At 42.1% G+C, this 17,388-nt stretch carries 16 protein-coding genes; 3 read left to right on the plus strand and 13 right to left on the minus strand.

The features are described 5' to 3' along the window. Positions 1–75: 75 nt before the first annotated feature. Entirely contained in the window at positions 76–1,044 is a 969-nt protein-coding gene (locus tag F893_RS14795; RefSeq protein WP_081398964.1) for an IS30 family transposase, read from the minus strand. Positions 1,045–1,263: 219 nt separating this feature from the next. Here F893_RS14795 and F893_RS14800 point away from each other — a divergent pair, with 219 nt between their 5' ends. Both F893_RS14800 and F893_RS14805 read left to right on the plus strand, forming a co-directional pair. Beyond that, positions 1,264–1,659, plus strand: a complete 396-nt coding sequence (locus tag F893_RS14800) for a transposase family protein (protein WP_008306679.1) — start codon at positions 1,264–1,266, stop codon at positions 1,657–1,659. Then, positions 1,607–2,077: an IS5/IS1182 family transposase gene (locus F893_RS14805; protein ID WP_005252869.1), complete on the plus strand. Its 471-nt coding sequence runs from the start codon at positions 1,607–1,609 to the stop codon at positions 2,075–2,077. Before F893_RS14800 ends, F893_RS14805 begins: the two co-directional genes overlap by 53 nt. Positions 2,078–2,127: 50 nt before the next feature. On the opposite strand, the gene F893_RS14810 is transcribed toward F893_RS14805, so the two are convergent. The 5 genes from F893_RS14810 to kdpA all read right to left on the minus strand — a co-directional run bounded on the left by F893_RS14810 (position 2,128) and on the right by kdpA (position 10,123). Continuing rightward, positions 2,128–2,841: a response regulator gene (locus tag F893_RS14810; protein WP_004281627.1), complete on the minus strand. Its 714-nt coding sequence runs from the start codon at positions 2,839–2,841 to the stop codon at positions 2,128–2,130. Between the two features lie 27 nt (positions 2,842–2,868). After that, positions 2,869–5,517, minus strand: coding sequence for a sensor histidine kinase (locus F893_RS14815; protein WP_005252871.1), 2,649 nt, complete (start codon positions 5,515–5,517; stop codon positions 2,869–2,871). Between the two features lie 205 nt (positions 5,518–5,722). Continuing rightward, a complete protein-coding gene (gene kdpC, locus F893_RS14820; RefSeq protein ID WP_005252873.1) occupies positions 5,723–6,325 on the minus strand; it encodes a potassium-transporting ATPase subunit KdpC in 603 nt (200 codons plus the stop codon). Positions 6,326–6,344: 19 nt separating this feature from the next. Then, on the minus strand, positions 6,345–8,387 hold the full coding sequence (gene kdpB, locus F893_RS14825; RefSeq protein ID WP_005252876.1) for a potassium-transporting ATPase subunit KdpB: 2,043 nt from the start codon (positions 8,385–8,387) through the stop codon (positions 6,345–6,347). 11 nt (positions 8,388–8,398) lie between these two features. Then, on the minus strand, positions 8,399–10,123 hold the full coding sequence (gene kdpA, locus F893_RS14830; RefSeq protein ID WP_005252878.1) for a potassium-transporting ATPase subunit KdpA: 1,725 nt from the start codon (positions 10,121–10,123) through the stop codon (positions 8,399–8,401). A gap of 313 nt (positions 10,124–10,436) precedes the next feature. Here kdpA and F893_RS14835 point away from each other — a divergent pair, with 313 nt between their 5' ends. Beyond that, positions 10,437–11,234, plus strand: coding sequence for an undecaprenyl-diphosphate phosphatase (locus F893_RS14835; RefSeq protein WP_004281622.1), 798 nt, complete (start codon positions 10,437–10,439; stop codon positions 11,232–11,234). Positions 11,235–11,289: 55 nt separating this feature from the next. Here the strand turns inward: F893_RS14835 and F893_RS14840 are convergent, their stop codons facing one another. From F893_RS14840 to F893_RS14870, 7 genes are all read right to left on the minus strand, one after another. Next, complete coding sequence (locus F893_RS14840) at positions 11,290–12,225, minus strand: recombination directionality factor (RefSeq protein ID WP_004281621.1); 936 nt, start codon at positions 12,223–12,225, stop codon at positions 11,290–11,292. A gap of 195 nt (positions 12,226–12,420) precedes the next feature. Continuing rightward, positions 12,421–13,479: a YqaJ viral recombinase family nuclease gene (locus tag F893_RS14845; RefSeq protein WP_004281620.1), complete on the minus strand. Its 1,059-nt coding sequence runs from the start codon at positions 13,477–13,479 to the stop codon at positions 12,421–12,423. 197 nt (positions 13,480–13,676) lie between these two features. Continuing rightward, positions 13,677–14,708, minus strand: coding sequence for a DUF932 domain-containing protein (locus F893_RS14850; protein WP_004281619.1), 1,032 nt, complete (start codon positions 14,706–14,708; stop codon positions 13,677–13,679). 22 nt (positions 14,709–14,730) lie between these two features. Then, positions 14,731–15,009, minus strand: a complete 279-nt coding sequence (locus F893_RS14855) for a hypothetical protein (RefSeq protein WP_005252885.1) — start codon at positions 15,007–15,009, stop codon at positions 14,731–14,733. Between the two features lie 103 nt (positions 15,010–15,112). Beyond that, positions 15,113–16,021, minus strand: coding sequence for a YagK/YfjJ domain-containing protein (locus F893_RS14860; RefSeq protein ID WP_004281617.1), 909 nt, complete (start codon positions 16,019–16,021; stop codon positions 15,113–15,115). Between the two features lie 59 nt (positions 16,022–16,080). Beyond that, positions 16,081–16,647, minus strand: coding sequence for an IS630 family transposase (locus F893_RS14865; RefSeq protein ID WP_108675453.1), 567 nt, complete (start codon positions 16,645–16,647; stop codon positions 16,081–16,083). Next, entirely contained in the window at positions 16,637–17,092 is a 456-nt protein-coding gene (locus tag F893_RS14870; protein WP_004647755.1) for a helix-turn-helix domain-containing protein, read from the minus strand. The genes F893_RS14865 and F893_RS14870 overlap by 11 nt, the downstream gene beginning before the upstream one ends. Positions 17,093–17,388 lie beyond the last annotated feature (296 nt).

A 17,388-nucleotide genomic window follows, 5' to 3' on the forward strand; every position in this document is an offset into this window, starting at 1 on the left:
TTTTAAACTATTAAAACCACGAAAAAGCCAATTTAAAATAAGTTAAAACATAAAAATAACAATAGATCGGCGAATTCAAACATGAGGTGCGACAGTTTGAAAAGTCTTATGATAATCAACAAGCTGAGCAAATTTCTCTAATGGTGTAAGCCAATCTAACGCTTTTCTAGGACGAGTATTCAGTGACATGGCAACTTGATTTAAATAATGCTGATCTGCCTGATTTAAATCAATCCCTTTAGGTAAATATTGCCTAATTAAACCATTCATATTTTCGCATGTGCCTTTTTGCCAGGGTGAATGTGGGTCACAGAAATATACATCTATGCCTAAATCTTCTTCAAGTATTTTATGTTCTGCCATCTCGCGTCCACGGTCATAGGTCAACGTTTTACGCAGTTCTGCAGGTAAATATTTCAGAGCTTCAGTTAAAGCCTTGCGCACTGATTCTGCCTTTGCATCAGGTAATGTTGCCAAGATACAGAGCCGTGTATTTCGTTCAATAAGTGTTGCTATCGAACTTTTATTGTCTTTACCTTTAATTAAATCAGCTTCCCAATGACCCGGTATTTTTCTTTCTTGAACTTCGGCTGGGCGCTCATGAATAGTTTTAATATCCTGTAATATAGAATCTTTTTTAGGTTCACCGTTAGCTTTTCGCTTTTTATTTTCATGACGCAGACAGGATAATAAGTCTTTTTTCAACTCACCCTTTGGTAATGCTCGTATCGTTGAATAAATCGTTGTATGGCTTACATTCATTGTTTGATCCAAATCAGGAAATGTCTTTAAACGCTTTGCTATTTGCTGAGGAGACCATAAACAACGGATCGCTTCAACAATAAATTTCCAGAGGATTGAATCGATTTTGAGTTTTCTGTGACCACGTCTACGTCTAGCGAAGGTGTTATCAGAAGCATATTGAGCTTGATAAACGTCATTGATGCTATTTCTTTTAAGCTCACGATAGATCGTACTAGGATGTCTTTTAATGAGTTCAGCAAATTTTCTGGCTGAAAAGCCTTCTTTTCTTGACTCAAGCATTAATGCAGTACGATCTTCAAAGTTAAGATGATGGTATGACAATTTTATATACTCCATAAACCCTTTAAATTAATTAGGTGGTTTATGTCGCACTTCAAGTTTTACTCTGCCATCTCTTTCATAAATCAAAAAACGATCTCTTTCATAAATCAAAAAACGATCTTCTTTTTGGTTAATATTTGCACTCCGGATTTCTTAGCATTCGTGCATAATCTGCGGATGAAATACATCGATTCAAACAAGCTTTCTGATCCTCAGTTCAAGCGATACACAGGCATCTCATGGTCAACTTTCTATTTGATGGTTGAGCAATTGCAGAAGCATGTCTCTGCCAAAGGCAGACCGCCCAAGTTAAGTCTGGAGGATCAGGTTCTGCTGTGTCTGAGCTATTGGCGGGAATACCGAACCTTATTTCACGTTGCAACGAGTTACGGGGTTTCAGAGCCCACAGCCTCAAGAATTGTCCGTCATGTTGAAGACTGCCTGATTCGGTCCAATCTGTTTAATTTACCCAAAGATTTACCCGAGGGCGAAGGCATCGACTGGAATGTTGTGATCGTGGATGCCACGGAAATTCCAATCCAAAGGCCTAAAAAAACAGAAGAAAAGCTATAGCGGCAAGAAAAAGACCCATACCTTTAAAGTACAGGCCATGATTCACTACAAAACTCAGAAAATTCTGAGTTTATGTACCAGTCGCGGTGCAGTGCATGATTTCGAGTTGTTCAAACGCAATTTAAACCAGATTCCTTTTGGGGCTTTTATCCTTGCAGATAAAGGCTATCAGGGGATTTATGTGTTGTATCCGAATAGCCTGTTGCCATTAAAAGCCAAAAGACACTGTAAATTGGATCCTGAATTGAAAATCTATAATCAAGAAATCAATAAAAGAAGAATCGGAATTGAGCATGTATTTGGCAACCTGAAAACCTTCAAAATCCTTGCTGAGCGTTATCGAAATAGAGGTAAAAGGCTTGATTTGAGATTCAATTTAATCGCTGGAATCTACAACTTGGAACTGAGCAAAAAATGATTTATGAAAGAGGTCTAATTACTCATGTAAAATAAATGGCATATTTAATATTAATAAATCTTCAAAAATCGCAAACCCACTCCCGGTTCAGTAATAATATATTTAGGCTGCACAGCATTATCATTTAACTTCACTCTTAATTTAGCAACCAGAATCCTTAAATAATGCGTATCTTCTTGGTGCGTTGGCCCCCACAGCTCTTTCAGTATTTGCGGCTGGGTAATCAATTGGCCTTTATTTTTCGCCAATAAATTCAGCAGCTGATATTCTTTGCGTGTTAAGGAGAGCAATTGTTGATTTAAAAAAACCTGCCGTTTGGAAAAATCGATTTTTAATACGCCATCATCAAAAATTGCCGTATCAACAGTACTATGCTGATGCTGCCTAAGCAGTACACGAATGCGCGCCATCAGCTCCTGAACACTAAACGGCTTGGTCACATAATCATTTGCGCCAGCATCCAGAAGCTTCACTTTTTCTTCTTCATTTGCCCGCACAGACAGCACTATCACTGGAACGTGCGACCATGTGCGAAGCTCAGACAAAACCTCATAACCATCCAAATCTGGCAAACCCAAATCGAGGATCACTAAATCTGCGCCTTGCAAAGCTAGGAGTTCCAAACCCTTTTGGCCATTTTCAGCCAAAAGGGTTTTATAGCCTTGCGCTCTGAGTGCTATATCCAAGAATTTTCGAATCTGATTTTCATCATCAATAATCAAGACATTGGTCATGGAGCTGGCTGATTCATTCTGTTCTGGCATTTTCCCACCTAAAAGCTGCTAGATGCTTTAAGTAATTTGCTGAATAGGAAGCTGTATGCGGATACATGTTCCTTGATTGTTCTTGCCTGATGATGCCATGATTTTCCCCATATGCGCACCCACAATCGCTTTCACAATCGTCAAGCCCAAGCCTGTACCATATTGCCCGCGGTCACCGCGCTGCATGGTATAAAACATGTCAAAAATGCGTTCCCGCTCACCTTCCGGGATACCCTGCCCCTTATCAGTTATGGCAATTTCGATCTCATTTTCATTCACCTGCTGCACCTCAATCATCACAGCTTTATTCTCTGGTGAAAATTTTGCGGCATTTTCCAGCACATTAAAAATGGCCTGTTCAATCAAGGCGGCATGTACAAATAAACTCAAAGATTCTTGAGGCGCATGCACTTCAACCAATGCATCTGGCATATAACGGTTTAAACGGCGCATTGCTGAACCGATCAGTTCATCAACTCCAATCCAGTCCCGCTTCAAGCTTAAGCCTTCATGGCCTAAACGGGTCATATCCAGTAGGTTTTGAATATAGCGGTCTAAACGTTCCCCCTCTAAATGAATCGCTTCCAGCAAGCTGTCCTGATCATTTTCATTCATGGAATGGCGGTAAGTGCTCAAAGTATCCGCTGCTCCAATCATCGACGCCAAAGGCGAGCGTAAATCGTGCGATACGGATGATAATAATGCCGAGCGCAATTTTTCCGTTTCAGAATTCACATTGGCTATTTCCAAAGCCTTGGTCAGCTGGGTGCGGAAAATCGCCTGCGCAAGATACTCTACCATGAGTTCAGCGAGCTGTTTTTGCTCCGTATTGATTACTGCTTGCACATCTTTAAGTTTCAACCCCACCACGCCTAAGCATTGCTTGGAAGCCAATAAGGGCAAAAACCACCACTCATTTTCCGTCAAGGTTTGGGTAAAGCGACCGGACGGTTGATGGTTTTTGAATGTCCAATCGGCTGAAATTTTTTCTTTATTACTCATGATAGTGGATGATGCTTGAGTTGCTGCAGTATCTGGGAAATACAGCCAGACATCTGCATTGAGATTTTTACTCAGGCTATGTTCAGCAATCTCCTTGATTTGTGCCAAATCTAATGCTGTGGACAGCTTCTGCCCTAAATCCTGCATAATGCTGTTATAACTGTTCGCCGTTTTGAGTGCAGTCACCTGCTCTTTCAAACGTGACGCTAATCGGCTCGAAATTAAAGCCGCGCCCAAAAATGCAATCACGGTGACAATCCCCTGATGTGCAGAAATCTGAAATGTAAATTGCGGGGAAATAAAGAAAAAATTATAAGCTAGAAAGAATAGGATGGCTGAAAAAGCTGCAGCCAGCATCCGTGTTTTTGATGCCACAAAAACCACAGCGGTGATAAAAATCACCGAAAGATCTTCAATCCCTAAATACTTTTCCCCTAAGCTTGCAATCACAATGCTGATGACCGTGGTGGCTAGTACGTACTGTATTTCTCTCAGCGACAAGAATGCCCTTTGAGTGAAAAAGGACAGATGCTTATTCTCTGCAATAATCGGCACAATACTGAGTTCAAAACTGGGCCGGTATTGCAGTAATTGATCAATCAAATTGAGCCTTAAATTCAGCGAAAACTTTTGCGGAGCCGCTTGTGCTAAAACCAAGGTTGAAATGCCGCGGTCCATCACATAATCAAATAAAGTTTTAGCATGTTGCTGGCCGTGAAGGACTTCTGTCATTCCACCCATTTGACGCGTTAAGTTTAAAGCCCGTTCAATTTCACGGCTTTGCGAGTTTTCCTGTTTATTCATGATTTGCGTATCATGAGAAAAAGCAACAACTGTCCATTTTGCCGCACGATGCTCGGCAATACGGCATCCAGTCCGAACTAAAGCTTCAGAATGCCCTTTGCCATCAATCATAATTAAGACATGATTTTTTAAGGGGATTTGAGCAAGCCCTTGAATGGCGAAATTTTCGCGTACATCATTATCAACATAATTGGCAACGGTTTGCATTGCCAGTTCACGCAGTGCCGTTAAGTTGGAGCTGTTGAAAAATCGCTGTAAGGCCTGTTCCGCCTGCTCAGGCACATAAACCTTCCCTTGGTTTAAGCGCTCCAACAGCTCATTCACAGGCAAATCAATTAAGCGGATATCTCTAATCCGTTCGAACACCCGGTCTGGCACGGTTTCAGTGACACGAATCCCAGTGATTTGATATACCACATCATTCAAACTTTCCAAATGCTGAATGTTCATGGTGGTAAAAACATCAATACCAGCATCTAATAATTCATTGATGTCTTGCCAGCGTTTTTCATGACGGCTGCCGGGCATATTAGTGTGGGCAAATTCATCCACCAAAACAATACTGGGCTTTTTATCCAAAACGGCATCTAGATTCATTTCCTCCAGATGCTGCCCTTGATATTCAATAGCCTTGCGCGGAATTATATCTAAACCAGAAATTAAATTTTCAGTTTCTCTACGGCCATGCGTTTCTACATAGCCAATGACGATATTAATACCCTGCAGCGCCAGTTCATGCGCACGAACCAGCATGGCAAAGGTCTTTCCCACGCCCGGAGCTGCGCCTAAAAAAATCGTCAGCCGCCCAGACTGATAACGCTGTGTATGTTGCAGCAAAACATCGGCTTTATTGGTTCGTGGATCAGTCATAGAAGTAATCTTTATTTATTGCTTTAAAAGATGTTTTTAAATTCATTTAAATGCGTCTAAAGTCAGCTTGGCTATTGCTGGGCAATATGGATGCCACCGTTGGGCGGAGGTATAGAACATCCCCTCGCCCAACAATCGTATATAACTTAATTCAGATTATTCAATAGCTTTCAATCACTATATTTTAATCATCAAGCCATTCATATCACTTCCTGCCCCGATCCAAAGCCAAATTCAATTCAAGCACATTGACACGTGCCTGCCCTAAAATCCCAAAAATCGGCTGAACCGTATGCGACTGAATCAGTTTTTCGATATTCTGTTCAGGCATATGCCGTGCATGGGCAATCCGCTTCACTTGAATCATGGCTGATTGCACGCTAATTTCAGGGTCGATGCCGCTGCCTGAAGCGGTGACCAGATCCGCAGGAATTTTAGATTTTTCAATCTGTTCCTTCGCTGCGATTCGATTCAGCCGTTCCTCTATGGCTTTCTGCAGTTCAGGATTGGTTCTCGCCATGTTGCTTCCGGCCATCGCCATAGGATCATAATTTGCGGCAGATGGACGCGGATGGAAATATTGAACTTGGGCAAAAGGCTGTGCCACTAAGCGTGAACCGATCACTTGATTATTTTCGACAATCAAGCTGCCGTTGGCTTGTTTTGGAAAGAGCATTTGTCCTAAGCTGGTTGCAGCAGCACTATATACAAAGCCGCATAAGCCTAGAGCAATGATGGTCATTCCAAACGAAGCGCGCAGTTTCTCACCCCATGATGAGTCTGCCAATTGATGATTTTGCATATTCACTTTGTCATCCTCAAAAAATTTATAGGGCCAAGATTGGACTGATCAGCAGATCAATCGCTTTAATGGCAATAAACGGTAGCAGCACCCCGCCCACACCATAAATCAGCATGTTGCGGCGCAATAATTGGGTAGATGTCGAAGGTTTGAATTTCACACCGCGCAGTGCAATTGGAATCAGCAGAGGAATAATGATCGCATTAAAGATCAGCGCAGACAGGATGGCACTTTCAGAACTGCCTAGTTGCATGACATTTAACACATGCATTTGCGGAATTGCCGCGACGAATAATGCCGGCAAAATTGCAAAATACTTTGATACATCATTCGCCAAGGAAAAGGTGGTTAATGCACCGCGAGTAATCAGTTGCTGTTTGCCTATTTCAACCACAGATAGCAATTTGGTTGGATCAGAATCTAAATCCACCATATTGCCTGCTTCTTTGGCTGCTTGCGTTCCCGAGTTCATGGCTAAGCCAATATCTGCTTGGGCCAACGCCGGTGCATCATTAGTACCGTCACCGACCATCGCTACCAAATGTCCTTTGTTTTGCTCGGTTCGAATGCATGTGAGTTTATCTTCTGGTTTCGCTTCAGCGATATAATCATCCACACCAGCCTCTGCTGCGATGGCCGCTGCTGTGAGCGGATTATCTCCGGTCACCATCACAGTTTTAATGCCCATTTCACGTAAGCGCGCAAATTTTTCTTTAATGCCTTGCTTAATCACGTCTGATAGTTCAATGACACCCAACAAATTCTGATCTTTAGCCACGACCAGCGGCGTTGCCCCTTTTGAAGCTATTTGTTCTACGCGCGCTTTCAGTTCGGCATGATTTTCAAGGTTTTGCGAAGCGAATTTAAGAATGGCATCCATAGCGCCTTTACGCACTTGATGACCATCCGCCAAGTTAAGGCCTGAAATGCGTGTGGACGCATTAAAAGCGATAAACTCAGCCTGTTCAGGCTCGGCCACTCTTTCACCTTGCTCTTTGGCCAAAGTAACCACCGATTTACCTTCTGGCGTTGGATCGGCCAAAGAAGTCAGTACCGCCGCTTGGCGAAGTTCAGACTCCGTCACTCCTGTTAAGGGATAAAAAGCAGTCGCCTGACGGTCACCGTAAGTAATAGTTCCGGTTTTATCGAGTAGTAAAACATCTATATCGCCTGCAACTTCAACCGCCTTGCCTGATTTGGCAATCACATTGGCTTTGAGCGCTCTGTTCATCCCTGCAATTCCAATAGCTGGCAATAAGCCGCCGATGGTGGTTGGAATCAAGCAGACCAATAGCGCCACCAATAAAATCGGGCTGATTTCAATATGCAGGAAATGTCCAATCAACGGCAGGCTGACCACGACGATGATAAAAGTCACAGTCATCACGGTCAGTAAAATACCTAAGGCAATTTCATTCGGTGTTTTTTGACGGTTTGAGCCTTCGACTAAAGCAATCATTCGGTCGAGAAAGCTATTTCCCGCCTCTGCGGTCACTTGCACGATGATCCGGTCGGTTAAGACTTTGGTTCCGCCAATCACCCCAGATTTATCTGTGCCCGCTTCACGGAGTACCGGCGCAGATTCACCTGTTACTGCAGCTTCATTGATCGTAGCAAAGCCCTGAATTATTTCACCATCTGCGGGAATCAATTCCCCTGCACGCACTTCAATCAAGTCATGCATGTTCAATTCAGCCGCTGAAATCTGCACCCCATCCATATCATCTTTAGAATGGATCCGGCGCGCCGTCAAATTCTGACGCGCTTGACGCAGGGATGACGCCTGTCCGCGGCCTTTGGCTTCAGCAACCGCTTCGGCATAATTGGCAAAGAGAACCGTCACAAATAAAATCAACGTCACCAATAAGCCAAAAACCAAACTAGATTGACCTAGAATTGTACTAACCAGTGTAATCAGCGTCCCAAGCCAAACGATGGCCATCACCGGATTTTTAATCACATGCTGCGGCAGCAGTTTAATAAAGGCATTTTTCCATGCTTCAGCTTGAAATAAGGTTGAAGCTATGGTGTTTTGCTGTGTTTGAACAGTGTGTTTTGAATGATTCATTGTACTCACCCTTAACCTTGAACCAATAACAGATGATCAGCAATTGGCCCCAAGACCAGGGCTGGCATAAATTGCAATAAGGTCAACATCACCACAATGGCAATTAAAGTCAGTGCGAATGTTGGCGTTTCGACTTTTAAACTGCCGCTGCTTTCAGGTGCTTGGCGTTTAGCAGCTAAACGTGTAGCGATGATTAAAGGAATAATTAATGTCGGGAAACGGCCGAGCAATAAAGCAATACCGCATGTGACATTCCACCACACGGTATTGTCTGATAGCCCTTCAAAGCCTGAGCCATTGTTGGCAAATGCAGACACATATTCGTATAGCACTTGAGAAATGCCATGGTATTGCGGATTACTGTTGCCCGTCAATTCAGGAAAAAATACAGTTATTGCGGTTAAACCAAGAATGACGATGGGTTGGATCAAAATCACAACAGCGAGCAGCTTGATTTCACCGACTTCAATTTTGCGGCCAAACAATTCTGGGGTGCGGCCGGTCATTAAGCCTGCAATAAAGACTGCTAAAAACAGATAAATAATGAATTGCTGTAAACCACAGCCAATCCCGCCCCAAATGGCATTGATCAGCATATTGGACAATTGCACCATACCTGTGAGCGGTGCAGATGAATCATGCATCATATCCACTGAGCCGTTATTGACTTGGGTGGTGACCGCTGACCACAAAGCAGATGATGCCTCGCCAAAACGCACTTCTTTACCTTCCATGGCGGAAAGCAATGTCGAAGTCGATGAAAGGCTTTCTGACCAGATAGCGCTAGTCGCAGAAATGATCGACATCAGCAGCATTGAAGCAAAGACCAAGCCTGCGAATTTGGCGCGTTTGGTGAAAAAGCCCAGCATAAAAATCACCGAAACAGGGATCAGTAAAATCGCAAGCATTTCCAGAAAGTTTGACAATGGTGTCGGATTTTCCAAAGGTACACTGCTGTTCGGACCATACCAGCCACCACCATTACTGCCCAATTGCTTAATTGCTACCATGGGCGCAACAGGGCCTAAAGGTATTTTTTGCGTTGTTAATTCGCTGCTTTGGTCGATGACTTGAACTTCTGGGCCGCCTTGAAAAGTCGATGGTACGCCTTGGCTAGTGAGCAATAATGACCAAACCATGCATAAAGGAATCAGAAAGCGGAACGTCGGACGAATCACATCGGCCCAATAGTTGCCGACATTAATTTGTTGCACTTTATGCTTAAAGCTGGTCTGTTGATCGGTTTCAGAAAGTGCATTGGATTGTTTGTAGAACAGTGCTCGAACTGTAGCCACCACCATCGCCAGGCCCATCATCGGCGTGATGATCTGCAAGCCGACAATGCCGACCATTTGCGATAAATATGACAGTTGCGCCTGTCCTGAATAGTGCTGCTGGTTGGTATTGGTCAGAAACGAAATCATGGTATGCAGCGCCAAATCCCATGACATATTCGGTGCATGGTTTGGGTTCAACGGCAGGCTGGCTTGAACCATAAATAGAGTCCAAGTCACCAAACCGATCACTGCACAGCTCATGACAAAATTGAATGAATAGGTTTTGACATTCATCCCCCGTTTGGGATTGATTCCTAAAACCGCGTAAATGGGCTTTTCAATCCAATTGAATAGAGGATCAATTTTCATATCGCGGTTGTGCATAATTGCTGCGAGGTATTTACCCAAGGGATAAGCCAGAACAAAGACGATGGCTAAAAGCAAAGCAAACTCTAACATGGCATTTCACTCCTATGTTTCAGAGCTGAAATCTGCTTAAAGAAGTTGAAATAAGATATATTTTGATTGTTTTGTACAACGCAATTTTTTTGATGCTGTACCTGCTGATGCGCGTGAATGACCGCACTCATGTTTTTCATCCTAAGCATTGGGATATTCCACTATCTAGTATGAAAAATAAAACCGTAAAGTCTCTATCCATAACTTTGGATGCCGCGTAAAGAAAGCGTAAAAATTTGGCTCAGTGAATTTATAAATGCAGAAAAATATCTTAAAAGTGATGGTTATTATTATTCTGTGACTCACTTTATTTATGGATATAATTTCAGTACTTAAAGCCTTATTTTTAGGTTTTATAGAAGGTTTAACGGAGTTTTTACCCATTTCCAGTACTGGTCATTTAATTTTATTTGGCCATTTAATTGATTTTCATTCAGACTCAGGCCGTGTCTTTGAAGTTGTCATTCAACTGGGCGCAATCTTAGCCGTTTGTTGGCTCTACCGTAAAAAAATTATTAATCTACTACATGGTTTTATATCAGGTGATTACCATGCGAGACGTTTTGCGATAAATGTCTTCATTGCATTTATTCCTGCAGTAGTGATCGGAGTTATAGCTGTTGATTTTATTAAACAAGTTTTATTCAGTCCTTCGGTTGTTGCATCTGCACTGATTATTGGTGCACTGTTAATTTTTGCTGTAGAAGCTAAAAATTTTAAAGTCCAAACCATTGAGGCAACCAATATTGGATTCAAACAGGCCATTGTTATTGGTTTGGTTCAATGTCTTGCGATGATTCCGGGGACTTCACGGTCTGGTGCAACCATTATTGGGGGGATGTTGGCGGGTTTATCACGTAAAGCAGCTACTGAATTTTCTTTTTTCCTTGCCATACCAACAATGCTTGGTGCCGCTACTTATGACATATTTCGCAACGTTGATGTTTTAACTTCAGAAAATTTATTGAATATTTCCGTAGGCTTTGTAACCGCATTCATCGCAGCTTTGCTTGTGGTAAAAGCCATGGTTAAATTTGTAGAAAAACATACTTTAAAAGTTTTTGCTTGGTATCGTTTGGTATTAGGTTCAATCATCTTATTTATTTTTTAATACAAGCAAAAAAATAAATAAATTAAAGAGAACTCGCTGTTCTCTTTAAGTTTTTTTAATTTACAACCCGTACATTCTGCTGCAAGCTTTTCTGAATCTCTTGTACAACACCCTCTCCCTGATGGAACTTAGGCCCTGATTTAGATTCCTTTTTGGTTCTAGTTTGCAGGGGTTCAGATTCAATAAGTTCATCTATATCAAACTCCTTAACTACCTCCAAGCCTTCCTCTATATCGACCTCCATCCTTCCATTCGCAAAACCCTTCCTTGCAGTAAAGTCTAAAGCCTCCTGATAAAACCCAGCCTGCTTACTCTGCTCATCAATTTGCTTTGCCTGAATAATGGCTTCATTCAAGCTAATCCCTTCCCTTAAAGTTAAATCCACGTAATACACTGGCTGACGATAACTCTGTGTCGTACTCTTGCCCCGCAATATCAATTGCAAGGGTAGACATGACAACAAGCCATTTGAGGCCGCATGGTAATAGTTCAACCGTGCAGCCAAAGTCCGAATACTATTAAAGCCCGTAGTTCTAAAGATGAAGGTGCCAAACTCATCCGATTCATCTAAGTTCACATGCAAACGCCCGTAGGGCTTGCAGTTCCCTCCTTGAGCCAATGGACATAAATCAGGGGATGGACAGGGAAGTTGCTCCACGCCTTGATTGGTTAAACGCTGGCAGGTTTCCCCATTACCGACACAGACGGGACGACCGGTCTGACGGTCAAATAAGGTGTATTCTGCACGTAGGTTTAAGTCAGGATCATTGAAGATCATGCGAACAGGGATGGAGCGCAACTTTTGATTAGGCGTATTGGCTCGAAGCTGATCATCCAATGGATGTTTGACCCAGCCTTCTTTGCTTTGAATCTGGGACGTAATGGTGAATTGATCATCTTTTTCAGGCAATCGCTTGCCATTCTTCTCGATCATCCGACCGATACTGATACGCCCTAAGATTGGTGGAGTAATTGCTAAACCTTTAATCATGTTGATATTCCTTAATGTATTACCTTACGAATTTGGGTCTATATATGTAGGTCGGAACAAGGACCAAATAAGTTACCCAAAGAATGTAGAGCCAGATAAAGTGCTACAGAGATCGCGACCGATTTGCTCTCTACCGAAGGGTAGAGAGCGGGGAGCGATTTTTGTGATTTTTTGATTGGGTGCTGTAGATCGGGCTTAGTCGGAATAGATGTTGAATCGACGACTGCCCTGCTTTTCAAGTGGATAAAGCTCGATGAGTTCAGGCTGGTGCTGAAGCAATGCTTTGGTATTGAGACTGATAGAATCCTTGGCTTTCTTCCAGACTACTGAGCCATGAGCAAAGACTGCCCTTTCCTTGTCTTGCATCATCATCTGAATTTCATGTTTAAGCTGGTCAAAGCGTTCCTGCTTATGCTGAATCTCTTCCTTCATTTTGATGAGCTGGTCGAACATCAAATTGGCATTTTCATTTTGCGAGAGATCCTCTACGGTTAAAGGTACATGCGCTGGATAAAGTTGTTGAATCGCTTTAGCTGCGGATTCACTTGCATCCACGGATGGTGGTGTATCCTTTTCCACGCATTCCCAGAAATATCGTTCTGCTTTAACAATATGCTCAATCACTGATTCAGACCGTGTCACTTTGAAGATCTTGGTTTCATGCCCACAGATCAAGACACAAACATGCGCTGCCTGTTTACCAGTCACCGCCAGTTGATGTTGTACCTGACAAAGCACATATAAAGGCACACCATCACGCCACAATTTTGCTCCATGCTCACCTGCTGTTTTGCATTCAAGAATCTGAACTTCGTCGCTTCCTACAACAGAGTAATCCAAGTTTGCTAACATGAAATGCTTATCAGGATCAGGGTGTTGTAATACAGCATTGACTCGACGAACTTTATTATTGGTGTGCATGCTGTAATACTCAGCCACTAAAGGTTCGAGCTGTTTGCCCCAATACAGCGGTGCTATACCTGAACTTTCATCTTCAATGGATTGAGTCTGACGACCTGTTTTGATCAGCCAAAGCTCTAACATGGACATGTAGGGATTTAAGCCACATGCTGTTGCTGCATCACTGCTGCCAATGCCTTGTTTACGAACTTCAAGCCAATCTTGATACGCCATATCTTTGGTGTTGACTAAGCGTTTTGCAGAACTAGCTCGTTTAGGTGTAGTTAATGGATTTAATGCAGTTTGAACACCTGCCTGTACAGTCTGATTTGAAATCGGTGCGATTTGATTCATGGTTCTATCCTTATAAATTTCAGTTTTTGTAAAAAAGAAGTGCATAAAAAAGCCATACCCGACACGAGGTCGGGTATGGCGATATGCATGCTGATTCAGATTATTGATTGTGAGTAGTAAGTAGAGAGAGTTACGTGTGTGCTGTACTCAGCGATTGTTGAGACTTGCGGGGTTAAGGTTGGATGGATTACATGAGCTTAAGCTATCAAAGATAAAGCCTGTTCCAGTCCACGTTGCTTAAGACCTGCGCCTGCACCAAACCAAGCTGAATCAAGACGATGATCGGTACTCATGGCACGTCGTTCATGATCCACAAATTCCGTGATCGAACACAGTAAACCATAAGCAGTGTCTTTGGCGGATGACAGGTCAGCACCACGTCCTTGCCCATTGAACATGTCCAAAGCTTTATTCATGGCACGACCATTGGGTTCAGGCTTTTTCTCCTGAACTTGCTGTGCGACATTACGATAGAACTGAATGATGTTTTCTTCAGGATCGGAAATTGACATGGTGCTGTTGTTGAATACGGCATCAAAATAAGCTTTGGCTTCTTGCTGACTCACCTTACGCTGTGTGAGCTGTTTCATCTCATACATGTGCTCATCCCAGGCACGAACTGAAATACCCAATTGCTGCTTCACTTTCTCTGCATCAAACTTGGTACTATGTGGAACTTTCACTACACCAGCACTACTGCTCTGACCACGTAGAGCAATGGCTAAAGTGTTGTTACAAACTACTCGGATACTTGTGAACTGTGCTGTCGTTGCCAAGGTGCCATCACACGCAGTAGCCAGTAGGATATAACCATTACTGACATCCTTAGACTTTAACGCGGTACTTTGCCCGGTACGTGCCAATGCCCAGAACTTCTTCCCCCCTTTGAGTACGCCTGCGGTTTCCAATTCAAAACCGGATTGCTCGGTCAGATCCCGGTAGAACTCCAGAATCTCCATCGGCTGGACTTCCTGATAACGCTGACTGACCACAGACAAGGGTGCATGAGTATCGGAACGGTATAACACTCGCTGCTCTTCAAAAGGCATGATGATGCTCTGACCACGTTCATTCTGTGCCATATAACTGACATTCGACGATTCAATCCGCCAGTCCATTCCAGCTTGCTGTGCCCAAACTTCGAGTGGTTGGTTCGGACTGAGTTGATTACCCAGACCATGCCAAGGGGTTTCGCCAACATAGGCGATTTGTTCGATTTGATGTGCCATCGTTCTTATCTCCTATGCTGATTCAACGAAAATTCTGCTGACAGTGATTGCAGTGATAGTAGGCCAGGGTGATCGGCTTTTTAGGCTCATCAAACACGCTGCTGAATAAACCACCAATGACTGCACCTGCAAGCCCGCCAAGCAGTGGTGATACAGGTAAAGGTAAACCCTTTGATATGGATGCACCAATGGTTGCGAACGAAGCTGATGCCGCTAGACCTGATGATTCAGTTCCATTCACTTGTTGATTCACCACTTGGATGACTTGATCAGATAGGCAGTAAGGACAAATTAAACTCATAATATACATCTCCAGAAATGACAAAGGCTTACCGATTGGCAAGCCTTGCAAAGTTAAAAAACTCGTTTTCATCTAGATAATGTATATCTGAGATTATTTTCATTTAGCGTCTATCATACTGCGCTCTTAACTGACCTTTACCAAATACTCTTCGTCCTTTTGGCTTTACACGTAAGTATTGAAGAGTACGTTTGTGATGATCAGCAATGTATTGCATTGCCTCAATGAAATTTGTCACTTGGGTTGAATCACGACGATAAATCACACCAATCCCCAGCTTATTCTCTCTTCGAAGTTTCGCTACACGTTCCCGGTTCCAGCAATTATAGCCTTGACCATAACCTCTAGTAATATCCTTCCATAACTCAATAATTTCATCCCCCCAATATGCTGCGCTTCCATCACGATAGGCATTATCATAAATGATTGCTAAGTGACAGTGAAAACCTTTACTTTTACCGCCTTGCTCCACTCCCCATATATACCCGACCACATGTTTAAATATGCCATCTTTATTTTGGATACGGTTAAGCAGTATATCTAAGTCATTATAAATATCTTCAACTCTGATTCGACTAGAATGTTCTTGCAAATAACCCAAGTCTACACGAGCAACTAATATTCGACTGCATTTATTAAGTATTGACCTACAATATTCCTGCACTTCAATTTTATTTTCATCTTTCTGTTTTTCAATAGTTTCATAATCTTTCTTGAAAAGCTCAAATAAATCTAAAAACCATTTTCTTATCTCTCTGTACCCAATTATCTTTAACTCATCCATAAGTTCCAAATAACCAGAGTCTATTCTCTGTAAGTCATATCTCAGAATTACAAAGAATTTAAGATAACCTGTGTATTCATCATCGGGATCATAAATATCATTAAAGCCTAATAACAGGTTAGTAAGCTGCGAATAGAATCCATCCCATTTTGTACGTTCTCTTTTTAAACGCTTTAAAAATTTCTCAATCTCAAGTGTAAGTTTTTCCTGATTAATTAAAACTCTCATGTTTAAACCTATGTGTGTGACAGTTACATAAGAGATAGGGAATTCAGTATAAGTTGTCATTAAAAAGTAAACATGTATTCTTTTCCGAATTGGTTTGATACTTTCTCCACCCATTGCTCTATTTTGTCAGCTGTCATGACTTGAAAATCTCGCCAATAATATTTCATCTGCTTCCATACCATCTCGATTCGATTTAACTCAGGGCTATAAGCTGGAATAAAATACAGATTCGTCGAAAAGTTAGTTTTAAGTAGCTCTCTGTAATCAGCCATCTTTTTACTTCTATGAATCGAGGCATTATCAACAATAAGAACCAATGGAAGGTTATACGTCTGTTTTACTTGTTGAGCTATTCCAGTTAAATAGGCATAAAACCAAGTGCTTGTCACTGACTCTTGTAAACAACTAGTCACCAGTTTCCCCGTTGAAAGCAAACACCCCATGACATTAACTCGTTTTAATCTTATTGCATCAACCGCATGAACATCACCTATCTTTGTCCACGCATAGCGGTTATCAGGTGTAGATGAAAATCCTGTTTCATCAACATAACCTAATATAATTTCACCACGTGCCGCTTGCTCTCGTAATTCTTCAATCTGCTGTGTTGCTTGTTCAAATGCAATCGGATCTCTTTTTTTTCAAGCTATGACGGGTACGCTTGAAGACCATACCTGAATCCCGTAAAAACTTACGAATGGTTTCAACAGACACGGACACTTCGTATTCTTCATGTAGTTTGACTCGGATTTGTTCTGCATTGAGTGGACTTGTATTGACCCAATCTAGGATTTTCGCCTGATAGTCTGAGATCAATGTATTGGGTCGACCTGAGCGATGACCTTCTTTAATCGATTCAAACTCATACAATTCCCAACGTCGGCGTTGTAGCCTTATGGTTTCTGGGATACGTTCTTGTAGAGTGGCAACTTCCGCAACGCTTTTACCTTCGGAAAGCCAGAGAATAGTTTGGGCACGTTGCCTTTCACGCCAATGTTTTGCATGCTTGACCAGAAAAATGAGTCGTTCTCGCTGTTCTAAACTAAGTGGTACAGAAACAATTCTAGGCATGTGTGAACATCTGTTAACTAAAAAAACCTTTTCGCATCATTAGTTATTTTTGTCAACTTATATATACGTTTACTTTACAATAAAGTGTTACCTAATAAACGATTAGATTAATAACCAAAGCTTTAGGGAGTCCAAATTCCTCCTGTAGTACAGTACCTATTCTCCACATGAAAAACTTTTCCTCCCTGCTCTACGCTTAAATTCATGCAGGCTCTAGTCTCAAAAAAGCTAGAATTAAGGAATAAAATGAATTTTAGACTATATCGTTTTAGTACCTAATTTTAGTTATAAAAAAA

This window comes from Acinetobacter sp. CIP 102136 (assembly GCF_000369685.1).
GTDB classification, from domain to species: domain Bacteria; phylum Pseudomonadota; class Gammaproteobacteria; order Pseudomonadales; family Moraxellaceae; genus Acinetobacter; species Acinetobacter fasciculus.

Excerpts from the sequence above, each read along its gene's own strand:
- F893_RS14795 (WP_081398964.1), bottom strand. The coding sequence starts at position 1,044 with ATGCTTGAGTCAAGAAAAGAAGGCTTTTCAGCCAGAAAATTTGCTGAA.
- F893_RS14800 (WP_008306679.1), top strand. The coding sequence starts at position 1,264 with ATGAAATACATCGATTCAAACAAGCTTTCTGATCCTCAGTTCAAGCGA.
- F893_RS14805 (WP_005252869.1), top strand. The coding sequence starts at position 1,607 with ATGCCACGGAAATTCCAATCCAAAGGCCTAAAAAAACAGAAGAAAAGC.
- F893_RS14810 (WP_004281627.1), bottom strand. The coding sequence starts at position 2,841 with ATGCCAGAACAGAATGAATCAGCCAGCTCCATGACCAATGTCTTGATT.
- F893_RS14815 (WP_005252871.1), bottom strand. The coding sequence starts at position 5,517 with ATGACTGATCCACGAACCAATAAAGCCGATGTTTTGCTGCAACATACA.
- kdpB (WP_005252876.1), bottom strand. The coding sequence starts at position 8,387 with ATGAATCATTCAAAACACACTGTTCAAACACAGCAAAACACCATAGCT.
- kdpA (WP_005252878.1), bottom strand. The coding sequence starts at position 10,123 with ATGTTAGAGTTTGCTTTGCTTTTAGCCATCGTCTTTGTTCTGGCTTAT.
- F893_RS14835 (WP_004281622.1), top strand. The coding sequence starts at position 10,437 with ATGGATATAATTTCAGTACTTAAAGCCTTATTTTTAGGTTTTATAGAA.
- F893_RS14840 (WP_004281621.1), bottom strand. The coding sequence starts at position 12,225 with ATGATTAAAGGTTTAGCAATTACTCCACCAATCTTAGGGCGTATCAGT.
- F893_RS14845 (WP_004281620.1), bottom strand. The coding sequence starts at position 13,479 with ATGAATCAAATCGCACCGATTTCAAATCAGACTGTACAGGCAGGTGTT.
- F893_RS14850 (WP_004281619.1), bottom strand. The coding sequence starts at position 14,708 with ATGGCACATCAAATCGAACAAATCGCCTATGTTGGCGAAACCCCTTGG.
- F893_RS14855 (WP_005252885.1), bottom strand. The coding sequence starts at position 15,009 with ATGAGTTTAATTTGTCCTTACTGCCTATCTGATCAAGTCATCCAAGTG.
- F893_RS14860 (WP_004281617.1), bottom strand. The coding sequence starts at position 16,021 with ATGAGAGTTTTAATTAATCAGGAAAAACTTACACTTGAGATTGAGAAA.
- F893_RS14870 (WP_004647755.1), bottom strand. The coding sequence starts at position 17,092 with ATGCCTAGAATTGTTTCTGTACCACTTAGTTTAGAACAGCGAGAACGA.